Here is a 25662-nt window from a genome sequence, read left to right on the forward strand (position 1 = left end):
TATATTCCACCCGCTGCTGATGGCAACCTATCTTTTTTCGTTGCTGGCGTGGGCATTACCATCGGCGCTTGCCCCGCTTCAGCCCGGGTCGCAGCCTGCCTACATCGTGCTCGTCTTCATCGTCACGTTCCTGTTGCCGCTTTCCAATATCGTTATCTTCAGGATCTTCGGTACCATTCGCTCATTTGCCATGGTTGAAAGGAAGGAACGGCTGATACCTTTTGTTTTTATCTCGGCGATCTATGTTGCCGTGACTTACCTGCTGTATGTGAAAACAGGCCTTGGCCCTGATCATAATTTCTTAAAGCTGATGATCATCATCGATCTGCTGGTGGTTGTTTCTACGATCGCTACCTTTTTCTTCAAGGTGAGTGTTCACAGTGTAGCCATCTGGGGATTTGTAGGCATCACGTTGCTGCTCACCAAGATCGCAGAGGTGAACACGCTTTTTTATGCCACGATAGGCCTGATACTGCTGGCGGGTGTGGTGATGTCGTCGCGGCTGCAGCTGGCGGCGCATAGCTCACACGAGGTGATGCTGGGAGGCGTGCTGGGCCTGGCAACGAGCATTGCAGGAATGTTAATTTTGTTCTAACATAAAAAATTCCATGAGCGCTTATCAATTTTTGCTTTTCCGGCAGGAACAGGGCGTAGCCACTATCTCGCTGAACCGTCCCGAAGTTTATAATGCGTTGAACGACGAGATCACCTACGAGCTTCAGGATGCCCTCAAGGCCGTAGCGAAAGATGAATCCGTTCGTGTGGTGGTGCTCACTGGCGAAGGAAAAGCGTTCTGTTCAGGCCAGGATCTGAAAGCCGCCTCCGGACAGGAGAAGCGCTCGTTCCTCGATTCGTTACATAAACGTTACAACCCGATCATCCGCGCCATGCGTACGCTGCCGAAGCCCATCGTGTGCAGACTCAACGGTGTGGCTGCCGGAGCGGGGTGCTCCCTCGCGCTGGCCGCCGATGTAATTGTGGCATCGGAAGAAGCAACCCTTATTGAAGTATTCATCAACATCGGCCTGGTGCCCGACTCCGGTTCGTCTTATTTTCTGCCGCGCCTCGTAGGCATGGCCAAGGCGTTTGAGCTCTGCAGCATGGGCACACGTGTAAAAGCGAAAGAAGCTGCCGAGATGGGACTGATCAGCAAAGCGGTTGCCCCAGATCAGCTCGATGCTGCTGTAAAAGAATATGTCGATTATTACGCCCAGGCACCCACCAAAGCCATCGGGCTCATCAAAAAGATGCTGAACAAGTCAGCCACGTCATCGCTGGACGAAATGCTGGAGTACGAAGCCTACGCTCAGGAGATCGCAGGATCATCAAACGATTATAAGGAAGGTGTGGCAGCTTTTCTCGAAAAACGGAAACCCAGATTCCAGGGGAAGTGATAGAAAAAAGTTGATATTAGGTACGGGATACGAGGTACGAAGTACGGAAATCCCGACACCTCGTACTTCGTACTTCGTCCCTCGTACTTTCATTTTATCCTGTTACATAACTTTTGCTCCGGGTGCGTTCGGAGCCGGCAACACCGGATGTGCTTTGTGATGCAGTAGCTTGTGTGCCGGTGCTCTGCGATTCTTTTTCAGGGTTCCTGTAATCGGAGGTTTGCCCCACGCGAATGCGGTTTTCAACGTTCTTCACGCCTGATACCATTTCGGCCAGGTCTTCTGCACGTCTTTTTGTGCTGCGATGATCAACGGTTCCGGTGAGTGTCACTTCACCATTCGATACTGACACTTCGATCTCTGTTGCATCGATGAACGGATCGTCGGCGAGACGGTCGTTGACATCGTCTTTGATACGTTCGTCGGAGCGGCTATAGTTCTTGGGACCTTTGCCTCTGTATTGTCCCATCTGCTTGTCGCGCTCGCGCCTGCGTTCGGCATCCTCATCTCCAAACCATGATGAAACTTCGTCTGTGGTGCGGTCCCACCAGCTGCGGTCTCCACGGTTGCGGCTTTCGTATTCTCCACCCGAGCCACTGTAGCCATATCCGCCGCGACCCTGGCTGCGGCCTTCATTCTCATAACGGCTCATGTCACCGTAGTTTCCATAATTGCCGGCGCCGAAGCGTGTGCCACTGTTGGAGTAACCCTTGCGGCCCATTCCTTCAAAGTCACGGTCATACAGGTTGCGGTCACGGTTCTTATAGTCGCCGCTTAGGCCGCCATAATTCGTCGATCCACTTCCGTAGTATGATGCATAACCATAGTCACGGTCGCCCGCATAGTTTCCAGCGTTGAAATCACTTTCGTAGTGACGGCCATACCTGCCAGTGCTGTACATATCGCCACGGCCATAGTCATCGCGCTCACGCTCATGGCGGCTCTGCCAGCCAGCAGTACCTTCATCATAGTCGCGATTTTCGCTTCCACGATATTCAGATGATCCATAATTACGGTCGCTATCTTCATAACGACTGCTGCGGCTGCGATTGTCATTCCAATCCTGATTTGAGGTGCGGTAAGGACCCCGGTTGCGATTGTAGTCTGCCATAGTTATTATTTTTAGATTGTGGAAATTGTAAAAGAAAAACATCGGGTAACAAAAATGTGCCTTGACGTTTTTTATTGCATAATAGGGAGGATGTAGACGACCGTACTCAATAGTAGGCAGTAGGCAAATTCACGATAGCTTCGCTACCGTGACAGTAGGCAAAGGTTGAGGCCTACTGGAAAAGTTGAGTTCTGTTTGAAAAAAAGAAAAGCGACAGCACCATTGCCCACTGCCCCGATGACCATCGGGTTTGCCTACTGCCTACTGGTTCCTGAAGTGGAGAAAGAACGAAGTGCCTTTGTTGACTTCCGAATGTACGGTGATCGATCCGCCGTGCAGGCTCATGATCTGTTTGGATAAGCTCAATCCTATTCCTGAACCATCTTTTTTGGTGGAAAAGAATGGAATGAAGATCTCGCCCAGCTCTTTGGGGGATATTCCCTTTCCGTTGTCAGCTACTTCTATGACGGTCTGCTTGTCTGTACGGTAAGCCCTGAGCCCGATGTGCGGCGCGGAAGAATGTTCGAGCGCGTGAATGCTGTTGGTAATAAGATTGATGAGCACCTGTTCAACCAACGCCGGATCCATGCCGATCTCCAGATCGGACGTGGCGGATACTGTCAGTGTAATATTTTTGCGTGTCAGCTCTTTCGACATCAGGTTCCTGACCGCTTCCAGGAATTCTTCTGCATTTACCTTTTCAGGATTGGGTTTCGGCACCCGCGTGAGCTTGCGATAGTTCTCGATGAAGTGAAGCAATCCATCGCTGCGTTTCTGGATGGTGTTCAGTGAAAAGCTGATGTCGGAGATGGTTTCCTGTTTCAGCTCGTGAAGCTGCTTCTCGTTGCCTGCCTTGTCTTTCAGAAAACCTTGCATGGTTTCCGTGAGCGACGAAATGGGAGTCACGGAGTTCATGATCTCGTGCGTGAGGATGCGGATCAGCTTGTGCCATGCTTCGATCTCCTTCTGCTCGATCTCGGAGTTGATATCCTGCAGCGTAATAAGCTTTAGGGGTTTGTCGAGGATAAGCAACGTGCGCACATCCACTGTGAGGAAATGTGTTTCAGATGATGACCGCATTTCCACAAGCTTTTTTCCATTGCTGCCCAGGTGTTCGATCTCGCTTGCAAAAACCGGATTGCGTTGTTGCACGAGCTTCCAGTTTTTCAGGCCGGGGATGCCCAGCATGTTTTCGGCGTGTGGATTGATCAGCGAAATGCTTTCATTTTGTTCTATGGCAATGATGCCGATGTGAAGCTGGTTGACAAGCATCTGCAGAAAATGGAACTGCGCCTCTTTTTCGATCTTCACCTGCTTGTATGCCTGGATGATGCCGCCCATGCTTTCGTGAAGCTCTTTGAACGACCTGCCCATGATGGACTGCTTGAAGGAGATGGAGAAATCCGAATGACGGATGGCATAGAAGAATTTGGCCAGCTCGCGGTTGGTATGGTTCACGAAGCGCACAAGCTCCGCTACCTGTACGATCAGCAGCAGTCCGAGAATGATCTGGTTGAAGAAAAGACGTTTGTCACCAAAGATCAATGAGATGACGATCACGTTCGCAAGCAGGAGAACGATGCGCACAATGACCAGGAAGGTGAAACGTTTGTAGATCATTCTGTAGCAGTTGACAGTTGATGAAAGGTCCACGGTCCACAGTCGATAGTCCATGGCAGGTAGTGTGAATTGAGCGGCGCATACCTCTCAAATCGCGTCTTGTTCCAGGACTTTACGTCGATCCTCACACCGATCGTCCATGGACTGTTGACCGTCGACCGTGGACTCATATTCCGTGTTTCTTCATTCTCCGGTACAGCGCGGTGCGGGTCATGCCGAGCGCAAGGGCCGTCTGGCTTACGTTGCCGCCGTTGTCATCCAACGATTGAAGGATGAAGATCTTTTCCATCTCTTCCAGCGTTCGTGGCGGACTATCCTGTTTGGGTTTTGCGGCACTTCCGCTGATCAGTAGCTCCGGCGAAGCGATCACACGGTCTTCGCTCAGGATCACCGCGCGCTCAACGGCATGCTGCAGCTCGCGGATATTGCCGGGCCAGAAATATTTTTTCATTTTCTGAAGCACGGCTTTATCGATCTTCATTCCCGGCCGTTTGTACTTCTTTCCATACGCTTGTAGAAAATGATCGCACAGCAGTGTAATGTCATCAACTCTTTCCCGCAAAGGCGGTACACGGATCTCCACGGTGTTGATCCTGTAAAGGAGGTCCTGCCTGAATTTTTTTTCGTACACCATTTCATTCAGCGGCATGTTGGTGGCACAGATCAACCTGAAGTCCACGGGAATTTCCTGCGTTGCGCCAACCCGTTGTACTTTCCGGTGTTGCAGCACGGTCAGCAGTTTTGATTGCAGGGCCATCGACAGGTTGCCGATCTCATCCAGAAAAATGGTGCCACCCGAAGCGAGCTCGAATCGCCCAGGCTTGTCCTGCCGTGCGTCGGTGAAAGCGCCCTTAACATGACCAAAGAGCTCGCTTTCAAAAAGTGTTTCCGTGATGGCGCCCAGGTCCACGCTGATAAAAACTTTATCCTTCCGCAATGAATTTCGGTGAATGGCGCGTGCTACCAATTCTTTCCCGGTGCCGTTCTCACCCAGGATCAGCACGTCTGCATCCGTGGCAGCCACGCGGTCGATCAGCTCGTGTACCCGTTGTATGGCAGGGGAGTCGCCGATGAAGTCGATGTAAGGCTGGTCGATGGCATTGCTCAGCTTCTCCTGCGTCAGCTTCAGCTTCTCCACTTCCTTCTTCGACTGCCGGAGCTGCAGGGCGGCCATGATCGTGCCCAGCAGCTTCTGATTTTTCCACGGCTTGAGCACGAAGTCTGTGGCGCCATGTTTCATCGCCTTTACGGCAAGATCAACTTCGCCATAAGCGGTGATGAGAATGACCACGGCCTGAGGATCGGCTTTCAGGATCTCGCCCAGCCAGAAAAAACCTTCTTCACCGTCGTTCACACCGATCTTGAAATTCATGTCGAGCAGGATCACATCGTATTCGGCAGACCTGACCAGCGCGTTGATACGCTGCGGATTTTCTTCGATCTGTACGTGTGAGAACTCCTGCTTCAGGAACATTCGTGCCGTTTCAAGGATGTCGCGGTCGTCGTCTACAATGAGTATTTTAGCAGTGATCATGTTTGTAAAGAGTCATATGAAGGTAGTTATAAATGTATCACTTGCAAACACAACGGTGTATCGGATGCGATACAATAGAGGGGTTTCTGTTGTTTTAAATAACTGATTTTCAAAACATTGTGATAGTGGCCTGATTTTAGCAAAAAGCCTGGTATCAATAAATCATAATCCATGTTCCGCAGCCATATCCGAACCGCGCTCAGAAGTTTCAGGAAGAACAGCTTTATATCAGTGATCAACCTTTCCGGGCTATCGCTCGGACTGGCTTCGTGTCTGGTAGCGGGACTTTATATCAGGCATGAGCTTTCGGCTGACCGGTTTCATCACGACATCGACGCCATCTATCATGTATCCGCCAGCATGCGGGACCTGAACATCAATGGAACACCGTATCCCTTTGCGGAGGCCATTGAAAAAGACCTGCCTGCCATCACAGCCACGCTTCGAACGGCCAATGAAGAAACGTTTGTGCAGATCGGCACGGAGCGGTTCAAACATGATGTTGTGCTCTCTGATCCCAATTTCCTTTCTTTCTTCACCTTTTCGTTGCGGGAGGGCAATGCCGCCAAAGCGCTCACCGGTTTGAAGCAGGTTGTGATCAGCGACGAGATCAGGCAGAAATATTTTGGCGCACGCAACGCGCTTGGAGAGGTGTTGCGCATTCAGCTGAACAATGAATGGGTTGACTTCATGGTATCAGGTGTGGTTGCTTCACCGGAGGCTTACTCCAGCATCTCGTTCGATTTCCTCATTCCGCTGGAGAATCGTTATGTCAATGATCAGGCAGCCAAGAGCGATTGGAGTTCTTTTTACATCACAAGTTTTGTGAAGGTGGCCCCCGGAACGATCGGGTCTGTGCGTGAGGTGCTGCCGGATTTTTCTGACCGTCACCTGCAACGGAAGAAAAATCCTGATGGTACCCCGTCCATGATCTTTGTGCTTCGTTCACTGGCCGACCATCATCTGCATGAAGGATTTCAAGGTGCGGGCCTCCTGGCCGGACGCAACATTAAATCGCTGTATGTATTTGCCGGTGTTTCATTGATCATTCTTTTGCTGGCGTGTTTCAATTTTATGAACCTCACAAGCGCTCAGGCTTCGCGCAGGGCAATAGAAGTGGGTGTACGGAAAGTAGTGGGCGCGGGGAGATTGCAGCTTGTCAGACAGTTTCTTATCGAAGCGCTTGTGCTGAGCGCGTTTGCTGCTGTGCTGGCGCTGGGGCTGGCAGAGCTGGTGCTGCTGGCTTGCCGCGATATGCTGGGTGTATCAGTCTCTGTTTTCGACTGGAGCCATCCTGAGGTGTATGCGGGTTTCGCGATCGTCACCATCATCGTGGGTATACTGGCAGGTCTTTATCCGGCCATGATCTTGTCCGGGCTCAGCGCGCTTAAAAGCTTCAAACGATATCTTACCATTGGTGGCAGCAACTGGCTCACCCGTTCTGTGCTTTCGTTGCAGTTCGGTTTATCGGTGATCCTGATCGTGTGCGCCGTGGTGATGTGGAAACAACATCACTACATGATGAACAAAGACCTCGGCTACAATAAGGAGCAGGTGCTGGTTATCTCGTTCAATAGCCGTGACACTGCTTCTGCGGACTTTATCAAAACGGAGATCAAAAAATTTGCTGAAGTAGTGAACGTGACCAAAAGCTCCAGCGCTTTCACCCGTGGCAACAACATCACATTCCTGGAAATGCCCGGTGGTTCGCGCGCGCCTATCTACACCATCAGCGTTGATGACGATTACCTCCGCACCATGGATATGAAAGTAGTGCTTGGAGTGCCGTTTCAGGAAGGTCAGGCCGAGGGAAGTGCAGCGATCATGATCAACGAGACCATGATGAAAACGCTGAACCTGCAGGATTCCATCGGCATGAAGCTAAACCGTTCCATCGGTTGGGTGAGCAATCCCACGATTGTTGGCGTGGTGAAAGACTTTCACCATTCACAATTGCAATGGCAGATCCAACCTTTGATGTTCCTTCATAACCGGAAGCTGACCGATACTTACCTGATGGTGCGGCTTGCGCCGAGGCAGATCGTTGCCGGACGCCAGAAGATCGAAGACGTCTGGAAAAGGACGAACGCTGATTCTCCATTCGAGTATTTTTTCCTGGACGATGACATCAATAACCAGTATGCTTCTGAAGCACGATGGTCCAGGGTCATTACCGTTGCCACGGCCATGGCGATCTTTCTCTCGATGCTCGGACTGTTGGGTTTGGCCATGTTCACCGCAGAACGCCGCAGAAAAGAGATCGGCATCCGCAAGGTGCTCGGCGCATCGTTGCGTCAGCTGGTAGCGTTGCTCTCCCGTGATTATTTCCTGCTCATCGTCATCGCCTTCGCGGTGGCGGCCCCTGTGGCATATTTTATCATGACCAGCTACTGGCTTAACAATTTCGCTTACCGTACCCCAGTGGATGCCATCGTGTATGTTTCTGCGTTCGCGATGGTTTTTCTGATGGCAGCCATTGCCGTAGGAAGCCAGACTATCCGCGCCGCTACACAGAATCCCGCCGAAACGTTAAAAGAAGAGTAGGAGGAGATGAGGTACGATTTAACGGAATGATAAGAAGGTCTTTAACGCCAACAGCCATGTGCGTTAGCCCGTACGTTTTTGGTTGGTCATGGGCACAGTGATTACGGTATGTATCGGCACACTTGTCTATATGGCCATTAACGGTGAGCTCGTTTGAGTGTGCTGTTATAGAGATCTGTAACTTCCCTGATCACCGGTTTGTTTAACCGTCGCTCGCCATCCCGCATGTAATTGAATTCCTCCAGCAGTTCGGCAAGTTTCGATTTGGATTCTTCCGCTCTGTTCGTGGCCATCAGAAATTTACAATACTCCGTCCGGTGCCAGTAATTTGTATAGGACTTGTCCATGTCATTGAACACTTTCCAGGCCAGCGTGGTGTTGCCATTGAAGTGGAGCGACCAGGCGTAGATCGTTCGTTCCTCCGCATTTCTGAAACTCTTCTCTGTTTCAAGCTCCTGGCCCAGCGCGATGGCTTCGTTATAATGTTTGCTGAAAAAATATGCCCGTAACAATTTCAGCCGCAGCGGAACATCGTCGGCCATAAACCCCTGAAGGCAGCCGCTGTAGAGCGGTATAGCATCGTCATATCTTTCATAGTGCATGTAGGCATCCGCGAGCCTGACCCTGTTGGATACGTTGTCGCTGAACTTCAGGTCCCGTTCAAGTTGCTCGAGCTTGTAGTTGCTGTTCATCATACCTTTTACACCTTCCGTGAGATTTCTGATATTTCCCCTGGTGTAAAATGTATCGAAGAGGTAAAGAAGACTTCCGAAGAAAGGAAAGAAAATGATGAGCCAGTACCATTTCTGCTGTGAGTTGCTTTTGTAAGCATGGTACAAACAGAAGATCTGCAGAATGAGTATGGGAGTGTAAAATCTGAGCATGATGTGGGGGATCTTGCCTTGAAAGTTAGCATTCCCCCGACACTTTGCCAATACCGCTCATCATTCGGCGCTTACATGACAGGCTCCCGCAGTATGGTTTTTAATTTGGCAGGTGCCGTTTTTCTGAAATCCGAAAGGTAGATCTCATGGTGAAGCCCGTTGCGCTTGAAGTTTTTGTCGCGCATAAAGGCTGCCATTTGCTCCAGTGTTTCAGGTTCTTTATCGAACGGGCCTACATGCAGCATTTGTACGGTCTTTCCCTCTGCCATTTCAAACAGACCGGTTTCCGCGGCAAGAGCAATGCCTTTTTTCGAAACTACGGTATGTCTGGCGGTTTCTATGTGCTGGCGGGTAACGAAATCAGGCATCCTGATCAGCAGCCGATACTCCCACTCACTTCTGGGCACTTTTTGGGGTGCCTCTGAGATCGAAGGCGCTCCGTATTTTTCTTCATCGTACCACCACAAGCCCTCCAGTTTGGCAACAGTGAAATCTTTGCCTTTCTCCTTCATCATAAATTTGATGGTATAAGCCATGGAGTACAAACCCTGGAGCTTTTCAGCAAAAGCCTGGCCGGAAGGATCGCCTTTGCCTGTGATCGACAGAAATTGCGCTTTTTCAATTTCAACCACCTCGGGTTTTGCCTTGGCCGTATAGTAACTTTTGTACTTTTTTGTGAGATCAAGTTTGTCCATACGAATAGTTTTGATGGTGTAAAATAATCCACCACCAGTGACAGCCCTATGTCAGTATGGTTTCAAAAAAAGTCTGGATGCGAAACGCCGGGGCTTACAAGTAGTATACCTTAGGCGAGGGGGCAGTCAGTCACGCCAGCCCTGAAAGGGCGCCAAGCAAGAAGCGTAGGGTGTAAGCCCTACGCTTCTAACGTGAAACTCGGTGAAAGCCCCAACGGGGCGTAATACGTTCTTACGCGCCTTGATACTCCTGGACACACCCATCAATCCCATACATACCGTTCGTCGTACTCGATTTTGTGCTTGGTAAGTAATTGTCTGAACTCATCCTGAAAAGTTATTTTTGTATGATGCTCGTGTTGTCTTTCGATGTAACGTTTAACCACTTCGATTCCTAAAGGGTTGACGGAAAAAGCACCGTACCCATCCTGCCAGTAAAAGTTTCTAAGACTTTCGTCTTTGGTTTTCATCCACTTCGAAGAATGTGATTTTACTTCTTCGATGAGCTTTGATAATGAGAGCTTCCTCGAGAGCACGCACAGAATATGAATGTGATCTGTGAATCCTCCCACCTTGATTGGATAACATTGAAGGTTATAACAGATGCCTGCGATATACTGATGAAGATCATCTTCGAAGGGTGGCTGTATTAACGGCTGCCGATGTTTAGTAGTGAATGTAATGTGAACGAGGTTTTTGGCCAGTGACTGTGGCATAGGAGAGAGGGGTTATTTATTTGGGGTGATCGAGTTATCGCGCCCTTTCAGGGCTTGTGGGCATAACCTTAGCGACACGCAGGGCTGACACCCTGCGTTTTGAGTCTACGCCCTTTCAGGGCTAAAAAGCTTTAGGCGTATAAGACATGAATTCTTCCATCGTAAAGCTGATCAGATTTGCTTCTTGTTCGGCTTGCCTGATAGAACGATCGAGCTCGTCATTATATCTGGGATCGAATTCATTAAGTGAGATGGTGATCTCTATATTTTTTCTGTTGCCGATGAAGTCTTTTATTTTCTGAAGCAATTCAATATTTAGTTCAGACGGCTTTACTTTAATTATTGTCTCCATAATAAAAGCATTTCAAGCAATTTATCAATTCATATCCTCATCCACAATAAAAAAAAGACCGCACGGATACTTCGTGCGGTCTTTGGTATTGTTGTTAACCGGAAATGTATTAGTCGATTCCGATCATCATGAAGGCACCCCAGTAGATCGGTTCAGGGTACTCCACGCGAAGCTCTTTTTTGGCGTCGATGAAGCTCTGACGCAGGTTGTTTGAGTTCAACCACTTCTGATAAAATTTCAGCATCAGTTTTTGCGTGGCATCATCGTCTACCTTGAACATACTCATGATCAGTACCTTCGCACCTGCCACGAGAAATGCACGCTGCAGCCCGTACACACCTTCACCGGCTTCGAGATCGCCGAGACCGGTTTCACAGGCACTCAGCACCACCAGGTCAGTCTTGTCGAGGTTGAGGCTCATGGCTTCGTAGGCAGTCAGGATACCGTTCTCCATGTTGTAGTTGTAGTCAGTTTTGTCGAGCAGATCGCCCGCGCCCCTCAGCAGCAGTCCGGTGCGCATCAAAGGGTTCTGGGCCAGCAACGCCTCATTCCCTTCGATCTCTTTCTCGAGCGTCAGGTTTGTGGAGGGCCTGTAGAGACCGTGTGTTGCAATGTGAAAGATCTTGGGACTGTTCAGCTCTTTTACTTTTTCTTCGGCGGCAGAACGTTCAACATATTCAGATGTATTCCATCCTTTTTGCTTGAGCATGAACTGAAGCTGGTTGATCTCCTTCTCGGTGCCAGGCAGGGAGGCGATGTTTTTGTTATCGGCTGAGGCTGTCAGGTAGAAGGTGGGGTTACCGAACATCATTGCTGTGTTGTCTGTAGCTGCCCGGGTCTTTGCCTTGCGCAGGAAAATATCTTTCGTGTTGCTCACCAGCACGATGTTGGAGTTGTCGATCACGAACCGGCCGTCGGGGGTGGCAATGGCCTCCAGGTTGATCTGGTTATAGATGCCATCGGCGGAAAGATAGATGGTTGCTACCTGCCCGATCTCTTCGATGATCGGTTGCCAGAACACGCCATAAGAAATGTTGTCTTCGAGTTTACCTGTGATAGCGTTGCGATAGAATTTGAAGAAACGTGTTTCCATGCGGTGTCCATCTTTCAGGATGATCGCTTTGGGTTTGGTGAGCTCCGGTTTTACATAAAGCGCTGCATAGATCACGGAATCGGTGAGGCTATGATTGAAATAACGGTACCGCACCATTTCGATGGCAGCTTCATTGGGCTTCAGCGACTTTCTTACATCGTCAAAGGTGATACGTTTGTTCTCGAAGCTTTCGCCGAAGATCTCTGAACGCTGGCTAAGCTCTTTCTCCAGGCGCTCTACTTCCTGGTGAAGCTGATTCGGGTCGATCTCGTTTTCGGTGAGCTGGGTGGCGCTCATGGACAGGGCAAGGGTCAGCAGCTCTTTCTTCTGGATCCAGGTGTTGTACTGCGCCTTGAGGGGCTCATCGGTGCTGTTCATGATGCGCTCACGGATCTTAATAGAGGAGCTCAACAGCAGCGCTTTGGTGAGCAGCTGGTAATCGTATACTTTTTTGGTGAGGTCCTTGAAATCGTCGAGGTTACTGAAGGCAAGGGTGTTGTAGAACTCGAAGTCGCCCTTGATGGTATTCCAGTACTTTGCTTTTTCACGCTCGCTCAGGGCAGGGAAAAACTGCTTGATAAAGTTCTCATAGTTTCCAAGCGCATCTTCGATGTTCTTCTTCGAGCGTTTGAAGTCCTGCTCCATGTAGTACACCTTGCTGAGCTTCGACAGCACCTTCACGTATTCGGGGTGCGTGGTGCTGAAGAAACTTTCATACAGGTTTTTGGCTTTGATGTAGAACTCTTCTGCTCTTTTATAATTCTTCTGCTGGTAGTAAACGTCTCCGGTGAGCGTGTAGATGCTGGCGGTGTTGATGTTGTTCTTCCTTCCGGCCTTGGCCTTCCAGATGCTTTCAGCCACGGTGAGGGAGTTGAAGGCGATATCGAACCTGCGTTCCGAGATGTAGAGCACCGCTACGTTCTTCAGGATCTCGGCATACTGCGGATTGTCTTTGCCGAGCTTTTCGGCCATCACATCCCTCGATTCGATCATCAGCTTTTCCACCTGCTGGGCGTTATCTCCCTTGTAGAATTTGATAAGCGCCAACTGCGACAGTGATTTGGCCACTTCAATGTGCTTGCGCCCGAACTGTTTCTCCTGGCTGGCCATGGCCTTGGTTACGTTGGCCTCCGCTTTTTCGTAGTCGCCGAGGGTGTAATAAATGTCACCGAGCAGTTTTTGGGTCGGCGCTGTTTTGGTTGAATTGTCACCATAGATGCTGTTGGCGATCTGGTAAGCCCGGAGCGCGGTTTTTTCGGCTTCGGTATAATCTCCTTTGGCAAGCAGGATGCGGCCTTTGTCTACCAGCGGGTCGATAAGGCGCAGGGTGCTTTTTCCGAAGAGGCGTTCATATTCCTCGATCAGGTTGTTCAGCAGCTTATCGGTGGCTGAATAACGGCCCAGCTGGATCAACAGGGATGAAAGCTCTTTCGCTGTTGAAAGCTCATCTCCCATGGGACCGTCGGCTTTCTGGATCAGCTTGCGTGTACGCTCCAGGTTGCTTTCCGCTTCGTCGAACAGACCTTTCAATCCATACAGCTTGGCCTGGCTCTCCAGCGCGCTGATGTATGATGGCCGCCATTCTGCATACTCCCGGTTCTCTTTCAGGTCAATGATCTCGAGCGCTTTCAGGATGTTGGCCTCGGCTTCGTCATACTCACCGAGCTTCAGCTGAAGTTTGGCGATGTTGTTCAATTCCATTCCCAGCAGGATGTCGTCGTTCTTGAATTTCTGGATTGTAGCTTCCCTGGCATCCTTCAGGGTCTTGGCAGCGAGGTTATACTTGTCGGTGAACTCATACCACTGTGCAATGTGGTTGAGGATCGTGATCATGTCCTTGTGGTTCTTGTCGATCTCCTTTACCACGATGCGGAAGAAGCTTTCCTCGTAGATCTTTCCTGCCTCATCCATTTTGTTGGTGTAGTCGAGGTAGAAGTTGGCGAGGTGCACCCTGGCCAGGTGATATTCGGGAGAGTTTTCGCCGCAAAGGTCTTTTTTGATCTCCAGCAGCTGGTTGAGGTACGATTCGGCGTTGGTGTAACGTTGCTCTGCGAGCGCTACCTCGTACAGGAACTCATAAATACGGATGGTGGTTTTGTAGTTCTTGGGCAGCGATTTGGAGCTGATGAGGTTCAGCGCGTTTGTTTCAAGATTGCGGGTCTGGTCTCTTTGCATCTTGGTATCGAACTCCACCGCTTTCAGGTTCACGCGGTGCAGGCTGGCCTTGGGATAGTACTTGTCGATCACTTTCTCATATTCCAGCTTTGTATTGATGTAACGGGCATTGATCCCTTTAGACATCAGCAATTCCAGGTAGCTGATATAGATCTCATGCGCCAGGGCGTTCGTGGGATTCGTTTTCTTTTTCAGATCGCTGAGCATGTTGTCGAACTCGAGGCGTGAATCGTCGAGGTCCTTGTTCCCATTCTCCTTAAAAGCTTTAGCCCACACGTAGCGGTATTCGATGTCCGCAAGGCTCGTCTCACCCAGGAACCTTCGCTTGCCTTTGAGCCAGCTGTCCAGCTCCAGGAATGCCGCGTCAACATCAGGATTTTCTGCATCGGCGCCGATAATGGAGATCCTGCCTTTTTTGGCGATGGCGCTGCCGATCAGTGTTTTTAATTTTGCATAGTCGTTGAAGCGCTGAAACAGCTCGCCTTCGGGAATACGTTTGGTTTTGATCTCGTTGCCTTCAACAATGGTTTCTTTTTCCACGGCACGGGCTGCAAAGTATTTCTCGTATTCGCGCAGCAGGTCCAGCGCGGTGTTGGCAAATCCCTGGCCGATCATCGCTTCTGCTTTGGCAAGGGCAATTCTGCCTTTCATGGCATCGTTAAGCTGATCTGTCTTTTTGAGAACAGCTTCTGCTTTTTCGATATACTCTCGGCTGATGCGGAAATTGCCATAATCGAGGTAGATGTCGGCAACATCCAGCATGGTGGTGGCATAGCTGGTGCTGTTTTCTCCGTAAACGTTAAGGCTTGTGGCCAGCGCATTGGTCAGGGAGGTCTCAAATCCCTCGATAATACCCATGGCCAGGTTGATGCGGGCGTCCTGCAGGTAGTACACTACCATGTAATTGCTGTTCGCGCCGGCCTTCAGGGCTCCTTTTTTGAATTTGCCCAAAGACGAAAGCGCTTTTTCAAGGCGGCCGGAATTATAGTAGTTGTCAATTTTTTGCAGGGCTTTGTCCAGCTTTTTGTTCTGGCAGTAAGCGGCCTGGCTGGCAAAAAGACATAACAGTACAGACAGTGTTAGAAAACTGACTTTCTTCATGGTAAGGTTGTTTGAGCTAAGCAAATTTAAGCAATTCGGGGCATTTGCTGCCGCTCCATGTATAAAGGAGGGGGCAATTAGTGCCGAGGTCCTGGGTTTATCCAAATAACCCGAATAGACCTGTATACCACTTTAGCATGTTTAGTGAACGGGCAGCTGGGTACGGCCGGCATTATTTACAAAAACCTTGACAACACATGTCACGAATAGTTGCTAAACTTGTTGCCATTTTCAGATAAGCACGTTGGTCAGAACTTTTTCCATTTACCGAAGCTCCGCCGGAAGCGGCAAAACCAGAACCCTTGCCAAGGAATATCTTAAACTGGCACTGCAATACCGTGCTGACTACTATAAATATATACTGGCGGTAACTTTTACCAACAAGGCCTCACAGGAGATGAAAGACCGGATCCTGGCCTACCTGGACGATTTTGCCCGGGCAAGGCCCAGCGAGCTGGCCGAAGAGCTGAAATCGGAGCTTTCCCTTGACGCTCAGACCTTTCAACAATACAGCCAGGCCGCACAGGCTGCCATTCTCCATCAATACGCCCAGTTTTCCATCAGCACCATCGATGCGTTTTTCCAGAAGGTGATCCGATCGTTTACCCGCGAATCGGGGCTCATAGGCGACTACCGGCTTGAAGTTGAGCACGATACAGTGCTGGAAGAGGTGATCGACAACCTCATCGATGAGCTGGGCAACAACCGGGAGCTTACCGAGTGGGTGGTGGAGTTCGCCAAAGAGAACCTCGAGAACGAGCGCGCCTGGGATGTACGTTACAGCCTGATCGAATTTGCCCGTGAGATCTTTCGCGAAGAGTTCAAGGCCATAGAAGACGACGTGAACACCACAACCGCCCAGCCGGGATTCTTTAAGCGATTGAAGAACCAGCTGTGGGCGCAGAAAAATATTTTCCTCGGTAAGGTTTCAAAACCTGCCCAGGAAGCGCTGGAGATCATTCAGGCCAACGGATGGATCGCCGAGGATTTCAGCTACGGAAAGGGTTCCGGCATCATCACGTTCTTCAGCCAGTATGCCGGCGAGAAGAACCTAAGCCGGTTCAAACCTCCGAGTGGTCGCCTGCGCACTTATTTCACGGAACCGGAAAACTGGCCCGGCAAAAGATCACCTCATGCCGCCGTGATCAGGCGTGTGGCAGGAGAAAAACTGGTGCCCGGGCTGCTCTCGATCATCGCAGCGTACGACGAACACTTCACCAGTGCCCTCAGCGCAGAGATGGTCTTGAAGAATCTCTACGTTTTCGGGCTCATTGCCGACATCGCACGCAAGCTGAAAGAGTACAAGGACGAGAACAATGTGATGCTGCTGGCCGATGCGCCGAAATTCTTGAACGGTGTGATCCGCGACAGCGATACACCTTTTATATATGAGAAGGTGGGATCTTTTTACCGGAACTACCTGATCGATGAATTTCAGGATACTTCCGGCATGCAGTGGAAGAACTTTCAGCCACTGATCATGAACAGCCTTGACCAGGGATATCCCGGCCTGGTGGTGGGCGACGTGAAACAGGCCATTTATCGCTGGCGCGGAGGAGACCTCAACCTGCTGCAGCATGAGATCGTCTCGCACGTAGGTGAGCAGCGCGTGTCTGTGAAGGCGCTCGACAGGAATTTCAGAAGCGCCCAGCAAGTTGTGAGCTTCAACAACGCAGTGTTCGGCACAGCGTCAAAGATCGTGGCTACCGAGACAGGTGCATCGATACCACTACAGGCCTATACGGATGTTGTTCAAAAAACATCCAGGCTGGACGAGGGGTTTGTTCAGGTAACGTTTATCCGCGAGCCGGCGCCAGAAGAAAAACAACTTTCCATTCAGGAAGAACCCGATGCCGAAGCAGTTGCCTCCAAGTGGCATGCGGCGGCACTCGATCAGCTGCCACTCACATTGGAAGAGCTTCAGCAAAATGGTGTAGCGCTCAAGGATATCGCTATACTTGTACGCAAGAACGACGAAGGCCAGCGCATTGCAACCCACCTGTTGCATCACAAGAATTCGGGCAAGGCAAAACCAGGCTGCCACTATGATGTGGTCTCCAACGAGTCGTTGCGGATCGATGGCGCTTCTTCGGTGAACTTGCTGCTGGGTGCCATGCGGTACCTGCTGAATCCGGAAGATTCCATTGCCCGGGCGCAGCTTGGCTACGAGTTTTCGCGGCTTCATGAACCGGAGCGCGACCTCTCGCTGGTATTTGCGGTAGCTAATCAAGCCATCTTTGAGAACAATTTGCCGGAAGCTTTTACAGAACGGAAGCCAGCGTTGAAGAAGCTGTCGCTGATCGAGCTCACCGAATCGCTGATCGGCATTTTTGATCTCGGCAGCCAGCAGGGAGAGCTCGTCTACCTTCAGGCGTTTCAGGACCTTGTGCTGGATTTTTATAACCGTGAGCGCAATGACCTCGGCGCGTTCCTGGAATGGTGGGAAGATAATCGCCATAAAAAGTCGGTGCAGATCTCGGGCGATGTGAACGCTGCCCAGATCCTCACCATTCATAAATCGAAAGGATTGCAGTTCAAGTATGTGATCATTCCTTTCTGTGCTTGGAGCATGGACCATGACAACTGGCAGGCGCCGAACCTTTGGGTGCGGTCAGAACAGGAACCGTTCGCCAACGCGGGCTACCTGCCGGTGCGTTATTCGAAGATCCTGGAGCAGACCTCTTTTGCGCCGTATTATAAGGAAGAGCACACGCGCAGTTATCTCGACAACCTGAACCTGCTATACGTGGCGCTCACCCGTGCAGAGTACGGCCTGATCATCACGGCACCCCACCCTGACATCCGCAGCACAAAAAATACAGTAGCCGCCCTGTTGTGCAACAGCATCCGGGCCAGTGAAACGCTTCAGCCGGCATGGAACGAAGCTGAAGCTATGTATAAATCCGGCGTGCACAAGGCAGGTGTGGCCCAGCAGCATGAAGAAACGGGCCACCTCAGTCTTTCGGCTTACCTCTCTTCACCCTGGCGCGAGAAGCTGGTGATCCGTCAGTCGGGTGCTAGTTATTTTAATGGTGTGGACGAGGAGCAGCGCGGTAAGGTCACCTATGGTATTCACATGCATGCCGTGCTTTCGCGCATGAAGTACGCCGACGAGATCGAGAGCAGGCTCGATGAGATCATTCTCGAAGGGTTGATCACCGCTGCGGAAAAGAGCACGTTATATAAAGAGCTTATTGCCCTGCTTGCCATCAACGAGGTTGGGCAGTGGTTCACGCGTCAGTGGAAAGTGCAGACGGAGGTGCCAATCCTGTTGCCCGGTGGCGGTGAAAGCAGACTCGACAGGTTGATCTGGAAGGATAAAAAAGCGATCGTCATCGACTTCAAAACCGGCGACCAGAAGAAAGATGACAACAAGCAGGTGCTGGCTTACATCGAGACATTGCGGCAGATGAATTTTCTGGACGTCACCGGCTACCTGCTTTACCTGCGCGACAAGGAAGTGGTTGAAGTGAAGCCTGGCGGAAAACAGAAGGTGGTTAAAAAAGTTGAAGATAAAGATCAGATGTCGCTGTTTTAAGCGGCAGCATAAAGATGAAGACATTCTTACAGGAACTGGCAGAGAAAGTATATAAGCAGCACCCCGCGCTGGAAGAGGTTACCATGGTATTCCCCAACCGCCGGGCTATCCTGTATTTCCGGCAGCACCTGAGCAACCTGCTGAACAGGCCACACTTTTCGCCAGCGCTGCTTACCATAGAAGACTTCGTTGGCAGCTTCACGTCTTTGAAGGTGCCCGACAAGCTCGAACTCATCTATCAGCTCTACAAAGTATACAACACGGTGCTTCCATCCGCTGAGACCAGCCAGGGTGGGGTGGAGCAGTTCTATTTCTGGGGCGACATGCTGCTGCGCGATTTCGACGAGATCGACAAGTATCACGTTAACGCCGTGCAGCTTTTTAAAGATCTGAGCCATCAGAAGGAGCTCGATTCAACCTTTGATTACCTCACCGACGAGCAAAAGGAGTTTCTCAGAAGCTTCTGGGGGAATTTTGATGAAACGCAGTCGGCCAACAAGAAGAAGTTCCTGTATCTGTGGAGGCAGCTGCCCCAGGTCTATACGGCGTTCAAGCAGAAGCTTGCGGAGCTGGGAATGGCCTATGAAGGCATGCTTCACCGGTGGATTGCCGAACGTTTAACCGAAGGAAAGATCACCACCTTTCCCAGGAACCCGGCATTCATAAAATTTGCGGGCTTCAATGCGCTGACCACAGCGGAGGAGAAGATCATTTCTTTTTTTGTGGAGCGTGGCGCAGAAGTTCATTGGGACATGGATGCCTATTACGTGAACAACGCGGCGCAGGAAGCAGGGAAATTTTTCCGGGAGTATCAGCAACATCCCGTGCTGCGCAACACCTTTCCGCAACAGATCCCTTCTCATTCACTACTGAGCGCGTCGTCCTCTGAAGCCCCGCGGGTGAGCATCTTCGGCGCGGCCCAGCCAGTGGGGCAGGCCAAGCTCATGTCGCAGGTTTTGAAAGAACAGCTTGCCAAGGGTATGAAACCCGAAGAAACGCTGGTGGTGCTGCCGGATGAAAAACTGTTGCTGCCTGTATTGCACGGCCTGGCTTCAAGCGTAGAGAAAATGAACGTGACCATGGGGTTCCCCCTGAGCAGCACGCCCATGTTCAATTTTATCGAATTGCTCATGGATCTCCAGATCAGCCGCAAAGACGATCACTTCAATCATCGGCAGGTGCTTGCGCTGATGGGGCATCCATACGTGGTTGCTGCCGATGCCGCTTCTGCCAATGGCAAACGCAAGGAGATCCTCAAGCATAACTGGGTGCATATCCCGAAAGGGTATCTTGCCACGGAAGTGCCGCTGCACAGGCTCATCTTTCGTGAGCTGAGCGAGCTGACCCCACCTTCCGATAATGTAATGAAGTCACTCGTGAATTATCTTAAGTCTGTGGTGATCGAGGTGGGTTCGCTGGCTGCGCTGGGTGACCTGGACAAAGAATACGCTTTTCATTTCCTGAAATTCTTCAACCGTCTGGAAGAAGTATTTCTTGAAAAGGATGCTCACGCTGAAGCAACGCCTGAGAATGACGTTACGGGAATGAAATCTTTTCTGCGACTCTTTCGCCAGCTGATCCGCTCGCACAAGATACCTTTTGCCGGCGAGCCGCTGAAAGGCCTTCAGGTGATGGGGGTGCTGGAAACAAGGAACCTCGATTTTAAAAATGTGTTCATCCTCTCGCTGAACGAAGGAGCGTTTCCATCCATGGGTGGCAAGGGGTCTTATGTCCCTTACACTATACGCAAGGCATACGGACTTCCCACCGTTGAGCACCAGGATGCCATTTACTCGTACCTTTTCTACAGGGTGCTGCAGCGGGCCGAAAATATTTCCATCTTTTATAATTCAGAGACCGACGTGCTCGGCCAGGGTGAAATGAGTCGTTACCTGCAGCAGCTGCTCTTTGAATCAGGGCTGCCGGTAGAGAAGAAAGTACTTCACAATCCCATACAACCTCAGGGCATCAAACCCATCGTGATCGGTAAGACCGAGCAGGTGATGGAAAACCTCATGAAGCTCAATGAGGGCAACACGTACTTCCGCGGTATGTCTCCGTCGGCGCTGAACAGCTACATCGAGTGCCGCCTTAAATTTTATTTCCGGCATGTAGCCAAGATCAGAGAGGCAGACGAAGTAGAGGAAGAGCTTGATGCCCGGGTGCTTGGAAATTTCCTTCACGATGTGATGGAACGTTTTTACAAACGGATCGGGGAACGGAAGAAAAGCCGCCAGATCGAAGTGGCCGACTTCAATGATTACGAAGCTGCGATCGATGCGCTGATCGACGAAGTGTTCATTGAAGCCTATCGCCTGGATCCTGCAAAAAAAGTGAAGTATGAAGGGCAGCGGCTCGTGGTGAAAGAAATCGTAAAACGTTTTGCGCACCGCATTGTGGAGATGGATAAGGCCTACGCGCCGTTTACGATGGAGGCGCTGGAACAGGAAGGGCTTACCTTCTCGCTGCGGATCGTACACCCGCCGCACACGGCCGTGGTGAGTGGTAAGATAGACCGTGTAGACCGCAAAGGTGATCAGCTGCGGGTGATCGACTACAAAACGGGAAAGGATAAGCTGAACTTCGAAAGTGTTGCCTCACTTTTCTCACGCGAGTCAGATAGGAACAAAGCTGCCTTTCAGACGATGCTTTATGCGCTGCTTTATAAAAAGAATTTCCTGATGCAGCCTTCCGAGCATACGGCCAATGTGAAGCTGATCCCGGGACTGATCAACCGCATGAATCTCTTCGATGACGGATTTTCGTTTGGACTTAAAGCGGGCAAAGATCCCGTAACAGATGCAGAAGTGTTTCTGCCCGAATTTGAAATGCGCCTTCGTCTGCTTTTTGAGGAGCTGTTCGACCCGGCAATCCCTTTCGATCAGACAACCGAGCTCGAGAACTGCAAAACCTGCCCTTATACACAGATCTGCTATCGCTGATCAAGGATGACATCTTTTAAAAAGATGTCATCCTTTTTACGAGCTCTTCCAGGGGCGTTTCTTCCAGCACCTGGCGTTGTGGTATGTTGTTGACCTTCTTCCAGCGGATGAGTCGGATGTTGCCATCAGTGATCTCGATGCCGGTGATGTCGCCATCGGCAAAACAGCAGCAACCGGAATTAAAATACGTGGGCTTCATGTTCAGGTAATCGGGTGACACTTCGTTTTCGCTGCTTCGCCACTGGATCTCATCTTCCAGCGATTCGGCCCATTGTGGATTCTGATCGTGCAGCGCCTTCTTTTTTTCACGGTAAAGACGTTCGATGCGGGTAAGCGATTCGAACACGGGCTGATGGGTATGCCCCGTGATCAAAAGCAGATTGTTTTGCAGCGAAGACCATTCATACATGATGCTGTTGTGGAGCGACTTCAGCTCTTTGTCATAGGCGGGTGTATTCGGGTTGATGCGCAGGTAAGCCTGCAGCGGCGCCCAGATCTTGGAAACAAAGAACTTGCTGAACCAGTTGCCATCACTTTGCAGATCGCCCTGGTGTCCGTGCGTGCACAGGATGTTGAGTGGTTGCCCTGAAACGGTGGCCTGGAGCATGATGCCTTCCAGCGCGGCAACTTTCACGGTATAGATATCTTCGAGGTGTTTAGGAGAAAGCGGATCGATCTCCCAGTCGAGGTCGTGGTTGCCAAAGATCTTGGTGAAGGCGTGACGTACGGCGAACTTTCTTTCCACGGCAAAAGACGCTTCGTTGTGTTTTTTTACCTGCAACAGCGTGTTCTCCCAAAGCTCTTCACAATCGCCCAGGCTGATGAAGTGAAAACCCTGCCGGTTGTAAAACTCCAGCGCAGCAAGGTAGTTGTCTTCAGCGGTCATAAAATCATCGGCACCGTTCTTTCTGCCCTTGTGCTGATCAGAAAAAATGATGTAGCGATGCACACTGGGCTCAAACGGGATCACGAAGCCTTTTTTACCTTCGGGACTTTCGATCTTGTTCCTGAGCTTCGTCAACGCTTCAAATATGCGCTCACGGTCAGGATCAGAGGAGAATGTTCTCGTTAACCAGAGAATCGGATTCAGCAGCAGCAGTCTTGCCAGTCGACGCACGGGAGGGAAGTTTGGAGTTTGAAGTTTAAAATTTAAAGTTAAAAGTTTAAAGTTCATTGCCGGTTACCATTTACCGGCTTTGCATGCCGAAGCTTTAGCGCAGGTATGGTTTGTAGCTGTTTGGTTCACAACCTGGTTTCAAATATACAGATTGTGTTTTTACTCACACTTCCCTTGCCCGCCATAGCTTGCGATGGCATTAGCGCGATGTAGCGACGGAGGAACTCCTGGCTTTTATTCTTACTCCTTAATTCTTACTCCTTGCTACTTCTAAAGAGAGTATGTATTTCTTCTCCTTCAACGTTTTTCCAAAGGCTGACGACTCTACTTCTTCGGCGGGATGAAAGCCATATTTCTGGTAAAGGTGGGCGGCAGTGTAGAGTTCATGGGTGGTCCAGAGGTAGCTCAACTGATATTGGCACTGGCGGAGAAAGTCCATATACAGGTCCATGAGCTTTTTGCCGAGGCCGATGCCGCGATATTCGGGCAGGATGAGAAAATAGCGCAGCTGTGCAGCGGTGCCGCGGTTCATCAGCAGCAGGAAGCCGATCATTTTCGATTGGTGCTCGCAAACCCATACCCGGTTGGTGGCGGGGTTATACTGTTCATAGAACTCGAGCATTCCTTTGGCTACGTACGCTTCGAAGGAGAGTCCGTAATTATATTCGCGGCTGTACAAAGAGCCATGCAGGTAAGTAATGTATCCAATGTCTCCAGGCCGGAGCTCGGTGCGGATGGTGATGTCTTCCAGTGAAAGTTTTGCGCTCATTTTCCGTTATCGGCTTGATGTTGTATAAACAGGGTTCTGATCTCGCCCATGTGATGCAGCAATTTTTTGCGTTGTGCCTCCGTCATCGGTTTCAGCAGCGTCTCCACCTGCCTGTGCGTTGCGGCATCCAGTCTGGCGAACATTTTTTTGCCGGTTGCCGTAAGCGAGAGAAAATAGGCGCGTCCGTCTTCCTTCGATCTTTTGCGCGCGATGATCTTTTTCTTTTCGAACTGGGCCACGATCCGGCTCAGGTATCCGCGGTCCATGCTCAGGCTCTCCAACAGATGGCTGGCGGTGCAGGGCTGATGCTGGTTCAACTCATACAGGATCCGTGCTTCCGGAAGTGTAAAAGGACTTTCCGGCAGATGTTGGTTCAGCAGTCCGATGATGTTCGTATAAAACCTGCTGAATTCGCGTACGGCCCTGATCTGATCGTGATCCATAAGCCCAAGATATCCCAAATGGTTGACAAAGTCAACTAAATGACCCGCGCAAGGAAAATAGCGATGGAGCAGCTCCTGTGTAAATGGAATTCATTCTTGTGTGCGGATGATTCTTTAAAAAGAAAAGAGCCCGCCACAGCTGTGTTTCCCTCCAGTAGCTGCAACGGACCCTTAACCTGCCTTGCGGCAAGATCAGTGAAAGGTTAAACTAACTTTTCTTCTTTCTTTTCTTCTTTTTGTTTTTCCGGCCATCCGCCCTGGTGTCTGCCTTCACGCGGCTTTTCAGGTGTTTGCATAGCAGGTCCAGCAGTTTACCTGGGTCCATGCCTATGGTGATCGCTATCAGGTACACTTCACTTGCGAGGATCCTGATATTCGTTTCTCTCGACAGCCGGGTCAGCCGTTGTTTGGTGATGCCGGTTCTGCGTGAGATGCTTGCTTTATTGACAGACCTTTTTACAAACAGGCCTCCCAGCGCGGTCAGTTTTGTGGCGGCCATGTATTATTTGTTTTTTCTCCGGCCATCCACTTTTGTGTCCTCCTGAAGCTGCAGGTGGCCACAAACGAATTCAAGAAGTTCTGCAGGTTTTGTGCCGGTGGCCAGGGCGATCAGGTATAACTCGTCCGCCCTCAGCTTGGTGGTTTCATTATTAGAGAGCTCATTCAGCCTGGTCTTGCCAATGCCTGTTTTTCGCGATACGCTGGCCCTGTTAACTGATTTTTGCGAAAGAAACTCGCCTATTCTGGTCATTTATAATGTTTTTGTGAACATTAAGTTAGACAATTTGGAAGACTGATCATAAAATATGAACGAAAGTATTGCATTTAGATTGAATTTAGGTATAATTGTTCTTAAAATCGGAATAAAAACCCACCAATATGATTGAGTATGACAACAGCCAAAACCCCAAAAAGATCGTAATTCCGGTCTCTGGGGTAGAAGATGTCCAGAAGTATCAAAAAGGCATTCTTGGGATCCTCGGCAAGATCGAGATCGACCAATGTAAGCCAGGGTTCAAAGAAGACCTTAAGGCAGTGTATGAGCTGCTCTCGCACCTGGCGCTGAGCAAGGAGCTTTTACTGGATGCAGTCTCCGATTCGATCAACCGGAATAAAAAGCGAAAGGTATCCGTCTCCAGGTCGTAAGCTGTGGCACATTTATTTAAGGCTGGTTAAGTGCGTTTGAAATCAGGCGCCAAGAGTAAACAACCAAACTTCCCTCAGAGAATGAACATGCTGCACACCAAGTCAGGCAGGAGTGATGACGAATTGCTTCGATTGATCCAACAGGGCGATGACCGGGCCTTTCGTGAAACGTTTGACAGGTATGCGAATGTTTGTTTCTCCGCGGCCATGAGCTTGCTGAAGTCGCGCGACCTTTGCGTTGACTTGGTTGTGGAAGTATTCAGGAGTGTGCGGGCCAATGCAGCGGAAATAAAAGATCTCAAGGCCTATATTTTCGACAGGGCCAAACAACTGACTTTGGCCGGACTTCGCGAAATAGCACGAAAGTATTTTGAAGAGAATGAGTTGCAGGGTCAGGATTTATAGCCAGGATTATAAGATTATAGGATTTACTGGATCAAAGGGATGTGGTGGAAGTTGGCCAGGATGACGGGATACTGAGCCCAGGC

20 protein-coding genes are annotated in these 25662 nt (G+C 50.3%); 7 read left to right on the top strand and 13 right to left on the bottom strand.

Translation table 11 applies throughout. The features are described from left to right. Positions 1-19 precede the first annotated feature (19 nt). Both KK083_RS19570 and KK083_RS19575 read left to right on the top strand, forming a co-directional pair. Positions 20-595: a hypothetical protein gene (locus tag KK083_RS19570; protein WP_254166569.1), complete on the top strand. Its 576-nt coding sequence runs from the start codon at positions 20-22 to the stop codon at positions 593-595. Between the two features lie 13 nt (positions 596-608). Next, positions 609-1394: an enoyl-CoA hydratase-related protein gene (locus tag KK083_RS19575; protein ID WP_254166571.1), complete on the top strand. Its 786-nt coding sequence runs from the start codon at positions 609-611 to the stop codon at positions 1392-1394. A 94-nt stretch (positions 1395-1488) separates the two neighbouring features. On the opposite strand, the gene KK083_RS19580 is transcribed toward KK083_RS19575, so the two are convergent. From KK083_RS19580 to KK083_RS19590, 3 genes are all read right to left on the bottom strand, one after another. Continuing rightward, positions 1489-2505 (bottom strand): BON domain-containing protein, encoded by a 1017-nt coding sequence (locus tag KK083_RS19580; protein WP_254166572.1) that lies wholly within the window; start codon positions 2503-2505, stop codon positions 1489-1491. A 261-nt stretch (positions 2506-2766) separates the two neighbouring features. After that, positions 2767-4179, bottom strand: a complete 1413-nt coding sequence (locus tag KK083_RS19585) for a sensor histidine kinase (RefSeq protein WP_254166578.1) — start codon at positions 4177-4179, stop codon at positions 2767-2769. Between the two features lie 112 nt (positions 4180-4291). Further along, complete coding sequence (locus tag KK083_RS19590) at positions 4292-5659, bottom strand: sigma-54-dependent transcriptional regulator (RefSeq protein WP_254166580.1); 1368 nt, start codon at positions 5657-5659, stop codon at positions 4292-4294. A 171-nt stretch (positions 5660-5830) separates the two neighbouring features. Between KK083_RS19590 and KK083_RS19595 the strand changes: the two genes are divergently transcribed. Beyond that, complete coding sequence (locus tag KK083_RS19595) at positions 5831-8203, top strand: ABC transporter permease (RefSeq protein ID WP_254166582.1); 2373 nt, start codon at positions 5831-5833, stop codon at positions 8201-8203. 137 nt (positions 8204-8340) lie between these two features. On the opposite strand, the gene KK083_RS19600 is transcribed toward KK083_RS19595, so the two are convergent. From KK083_RS19600 to KK083_RS19620, 5 genes are all read right to left on the bottom strand, one after another. Beyond that, positions 8341-9087: a PLDc N-terminal domain-containing protein gene (locus tag KK083_RS19600; protein WP_254166584.1), complete on the bottom strand. Its 747-nt coding sequence runs from the start codon at positions 9085-9087 to the stop codon at positions 8341-8343. A gap of 71 nt (positions 9088-9158) precedes the next feature. After that, positions 9159-9782, bottom strand: a complete 624-nt coding sequence (locus KK083_RS19605) for a GyrI-like domain-containing protein (RefSeq protein WP_254166592.1) — start codon at positions 9780-9782, stop codon at positions 9159-9161. 263 nt (positions 9783-10045) lie between these two features. After that, positions 10046-10498: an IS200/IS605 family transposase gene (tnpA, locus tag KK083_RS19610; protein ID WP_254166600.1), complete on the bottom strand. Its 453-nt coding sequence runs from the start codon at positions 10496-10498 to the stop codon at positions 10046-10048. Positions 10499-10619: 121 nt separating this feature from the next. Further along, on the bottom strand, positions 10620-10850 hold the full coding sequence (locus tag KK083_RS19615; RefSeq protein ID WP_254166602.1) for a hypothetical protein: 231 nt from the start codon (positions 10848-10850) through the stop codon (positions 10620-10622). Between the two features lie 109 nt (positions 10851-10959). Then, positions 10960-15219 carry a CHAT domain-containing protein gene (locus KK083_RS19620; RefSeq protein ID WP_254166604.1) on the bottom strand — a complete coding sequence of 1420 codons (4260 nt, stop codon included), beginning with the start codon at positions 15217-15219 and terminating at the stop codon, positions 10960-10962. 244 nt (positions 15220-15463) lie between these two features. Between KK083_RS19620 and KK083_RS19625 the strand changes: the two genes are divergently transcribed. Both KK083_RS19625 and KK083_RS19630 read left to right on the top strand, forming a co-directional pair. Beyond that, the gene (locus KK083_RS19625; protein ID WP_254166613.1) at positions 15464-18757 is read left to right on the top strand and encodes a UvrD-helicase domain-containing protein; all 3294 of its coding nucleotides are present in this window, start codon (positions 15464-15466) and stop codon (positions 18755-18757) included. Positions 18758-18771: 14 nt separating this feature from the next. Further along, positions 18772-21699, top strand: coding sequence for a PD-(D/E)XK nuclease family protein (locus tag KK083_RS19630; RefSeq protein WP_254166621.1), 2928 nt, complete (start codon positions 18772-18774; stop codon positions 21697-21699). A 16-nt stretch (positions 21700-21715) separates the two neighbouring features. On the opposite strand, the gene KK083_RS19635 is transcribed toward KK083_RS19630, so the two are convergent. From KK083_RS19635 to KK083_RS19655, 5 genes are all read right to left on the bottom strand, one after another. Continuing rightward, entirely contained in the window at positions 21716-22816 is a 1101-nt protein-coding gene (locus tag KK083_RS19635; protein ID WP_254166628.1) for a metallophosphoesterase, read from the bottom strand. Between the two features lie 247 nt (positions 22817-23063). Beyond that, positions 23064-23585, bottom strand: coding sequence for a GNAT family N-acetyltransferase (locus KK083_RS19640; protein WP_254166636.1), 522 nt, complete (start codon positions 23583-23585; stop codon positions 23064-23066). Further along, complete coding sequence (locus KK083_RS19645; RefSeq protein WP_254166638.1) at positions 23582-24028, bottom strand: MarR family winged helix-turn-helix transcriptional regulator; 447 nt, start codon at positions 24026-24028, stop codon at positions 23582-23584. Before KK083_RS19645 ends, KK083_RS19640 begins: the two co-directional genes overlap by 4 nt. A 208-nt stretch (positions 24029-24236) precedes the next feature. Continuing rightward, entirely contained in the window at positions 24237-24527 is a 291-nt protein-coding gene (locus KK083_RS19650; protein ID WP_254166647.1) for a helix-turn-helix domain-containing protein, read from the bottom strand. Between the two features lie 3 nt (positions 24528-24530). Further along, entirely contained in the window at positions 24531-24779 is a 249-nt protein-coding gene (locus KK083_RS19655) for a helix-turn-helix domain-containing protein (protein ID WP_254166649.1), read from the bottom strand. Positions 24780-24907: 128 nt separating this feature from the next. Between KK083_RS19655 and KK083_RS19660 the strand changes: the two genes are divergently transcribed. Both KK083_RS19660 and KK083_RS19665 read left to right on the top strand, forming a co-directional pair. Further along, positions 24908-25174 (top strand): hypothetical protein, encoded by a 267-nt coding sequence (locus tag KK083_RS19660; protein ID WP_254166651.1) that lies wholly within the window; start codon positions 24908-24910, stop codon positions 25172-25174. Between the two features lie 81 nt (positions 25175-25255). Then, positions 25256-25579, top strand: coding sequence for an RNA polymerase sigma factor (locus KK083_RS19665; RefSeq protein ID WP_254166653.1), 324 nt, complete (start codon positions 25256-25258; stop codon positions 25577-25579). Positions 25580-25662 lie beyond the last annotated feature (83 nt).

It is taken from the genome of Chryseosolibacter histidinae (assembly GCF_018598225.1).
Taxonomy (GTDB): Bacteria; Bacteroidota; Bacteroidia; order Cytophagales; family Cyclobacteriaceae; genus Chryseosolibacter; species Chryseosolibacter histidini.

Bases quoted from the DNA above. Each gene is read 5' to 3' on its own strand.
- KK083_RS19570 (WP_254166569.1), top strand. From the start codon at position 20: ATGGCAACCTATCTTTTTTCGTTGCTGGCGTGGGCATTACCATCGGCG.
- KK083_RS19575 (WP_254166571.1), top strand. From the start codon at position 609: ATGAGCGCTTATCAATTTTTGCTTTTCCGGCAGGAACAGGGCGTAGCC.
- KK083_RS19580 (WP_254166572.1), bottom strand. From the start codon at position 2,505: ATGGCAGACTACAATCGCAACCGGGGTCCTTACCGCACCTCAAATCAG.
- KK083_RS19585 (WP_254166578.1), bottom strand. From the start codon at position 4,179: ATGGACTATCGACTGTGGACCGTGGACCTTTCATCAACTGTCAACTGC.
- KK083_RS19590 (WP_254166580.1), bottom strand. From the start codon at position 5,659: ATGATCACTGCTAAAATACTCATTGTAGACGACGACCGCGACATCCTT.
- KK083_RS19595 (WP_254166582.1), top strand. From the start codon at position 5,831: ATGTTCCGCAGCCATATCCGAACCGCGCTCAGAAGTTTCAGGAAGAAC.
- KK083_RS19600 (WP_254166584.1), bottom strand. From the start codon at position 9,087: ATGCTCAGATTTTACACTCCCATACTCATTCTGCAGATCTTCTGTTTG.
- KK083_RS19605 (WP_254166592.1), bottom strand. From the start codon at position 9,782: ATGGACAAACTTGATCTCACAAAAAAGTACAAAAGTTACTATACGGCC.
- tnpA (WP_254166600.1), bottom strand. From the start codon at position 10,498: ATGCCACAGTCACTGGCCAAAAACCTCGTTCACATTACATTCACTACT.
- KK083_RS19615 (WP_254166602.1), bottom strand. From the start codon at position 10,850: ATGGAGACAATAATTAAAGTAAAGCCGTCTGAACTAAATATTGAATTG.
- KK083_RS19620 (WP_254166604.1), bottom strand. From the start codon at position 15,219: ATGAAGAAAGTCAGTTTTCTAACACTGTCTGTACTGTTATGTCTTTTT.
- KK083_RS19630 (WP_254166621.1), top strand. From the start codon at position 18,772: ATGAAGACATTCTTACAGGAACTGGCAGAGAAAGTATATAAGCAGCAC.
- KK083_RS19640 (WP_254166636.1), bottom strand. From the start codon at position 23,585: ATGAGCGCAAAACTTTCACTGGAAGACATCACCATCCGCACCGAGCTC.
- KK083_RS19645 (WP_254166638.1), bottom strand. From the start codon at position 24,028: ATGGATCACGATCAGATCAGGGCCGTACGCGAATTCAGCAGGTTTTAT.
- KK083_RS19650 (WP_254166647.1), bottom strand. From the start codon at position 24,527: ATGGCCGCCACAAAACTGACCGCGCTGGGAGGCCTGTTTGTAAAAAGG.
- KK083_RS19655 (WP_254166649.1), bottom strand. From the start codon at position 24,779: ATGACCAGAATAGGCGAGTTTCTTTCGCAAAAATCAGTTAACAGGGCC.
- KK083_RS19660 (WP_254166651.1), top strand. From the start codon at position 24,908: ATGATTGAGTATGACAACAGCCAAAACCCCAAAAAGATCGTAATTCCG.
- KK083_RS19665 (WP_254166653.1), top strand. From the start codon at position 25,256: ATGAACATGCTGCACACCAAGTCAGGCAGGAGTGATGACGAATTGCTT.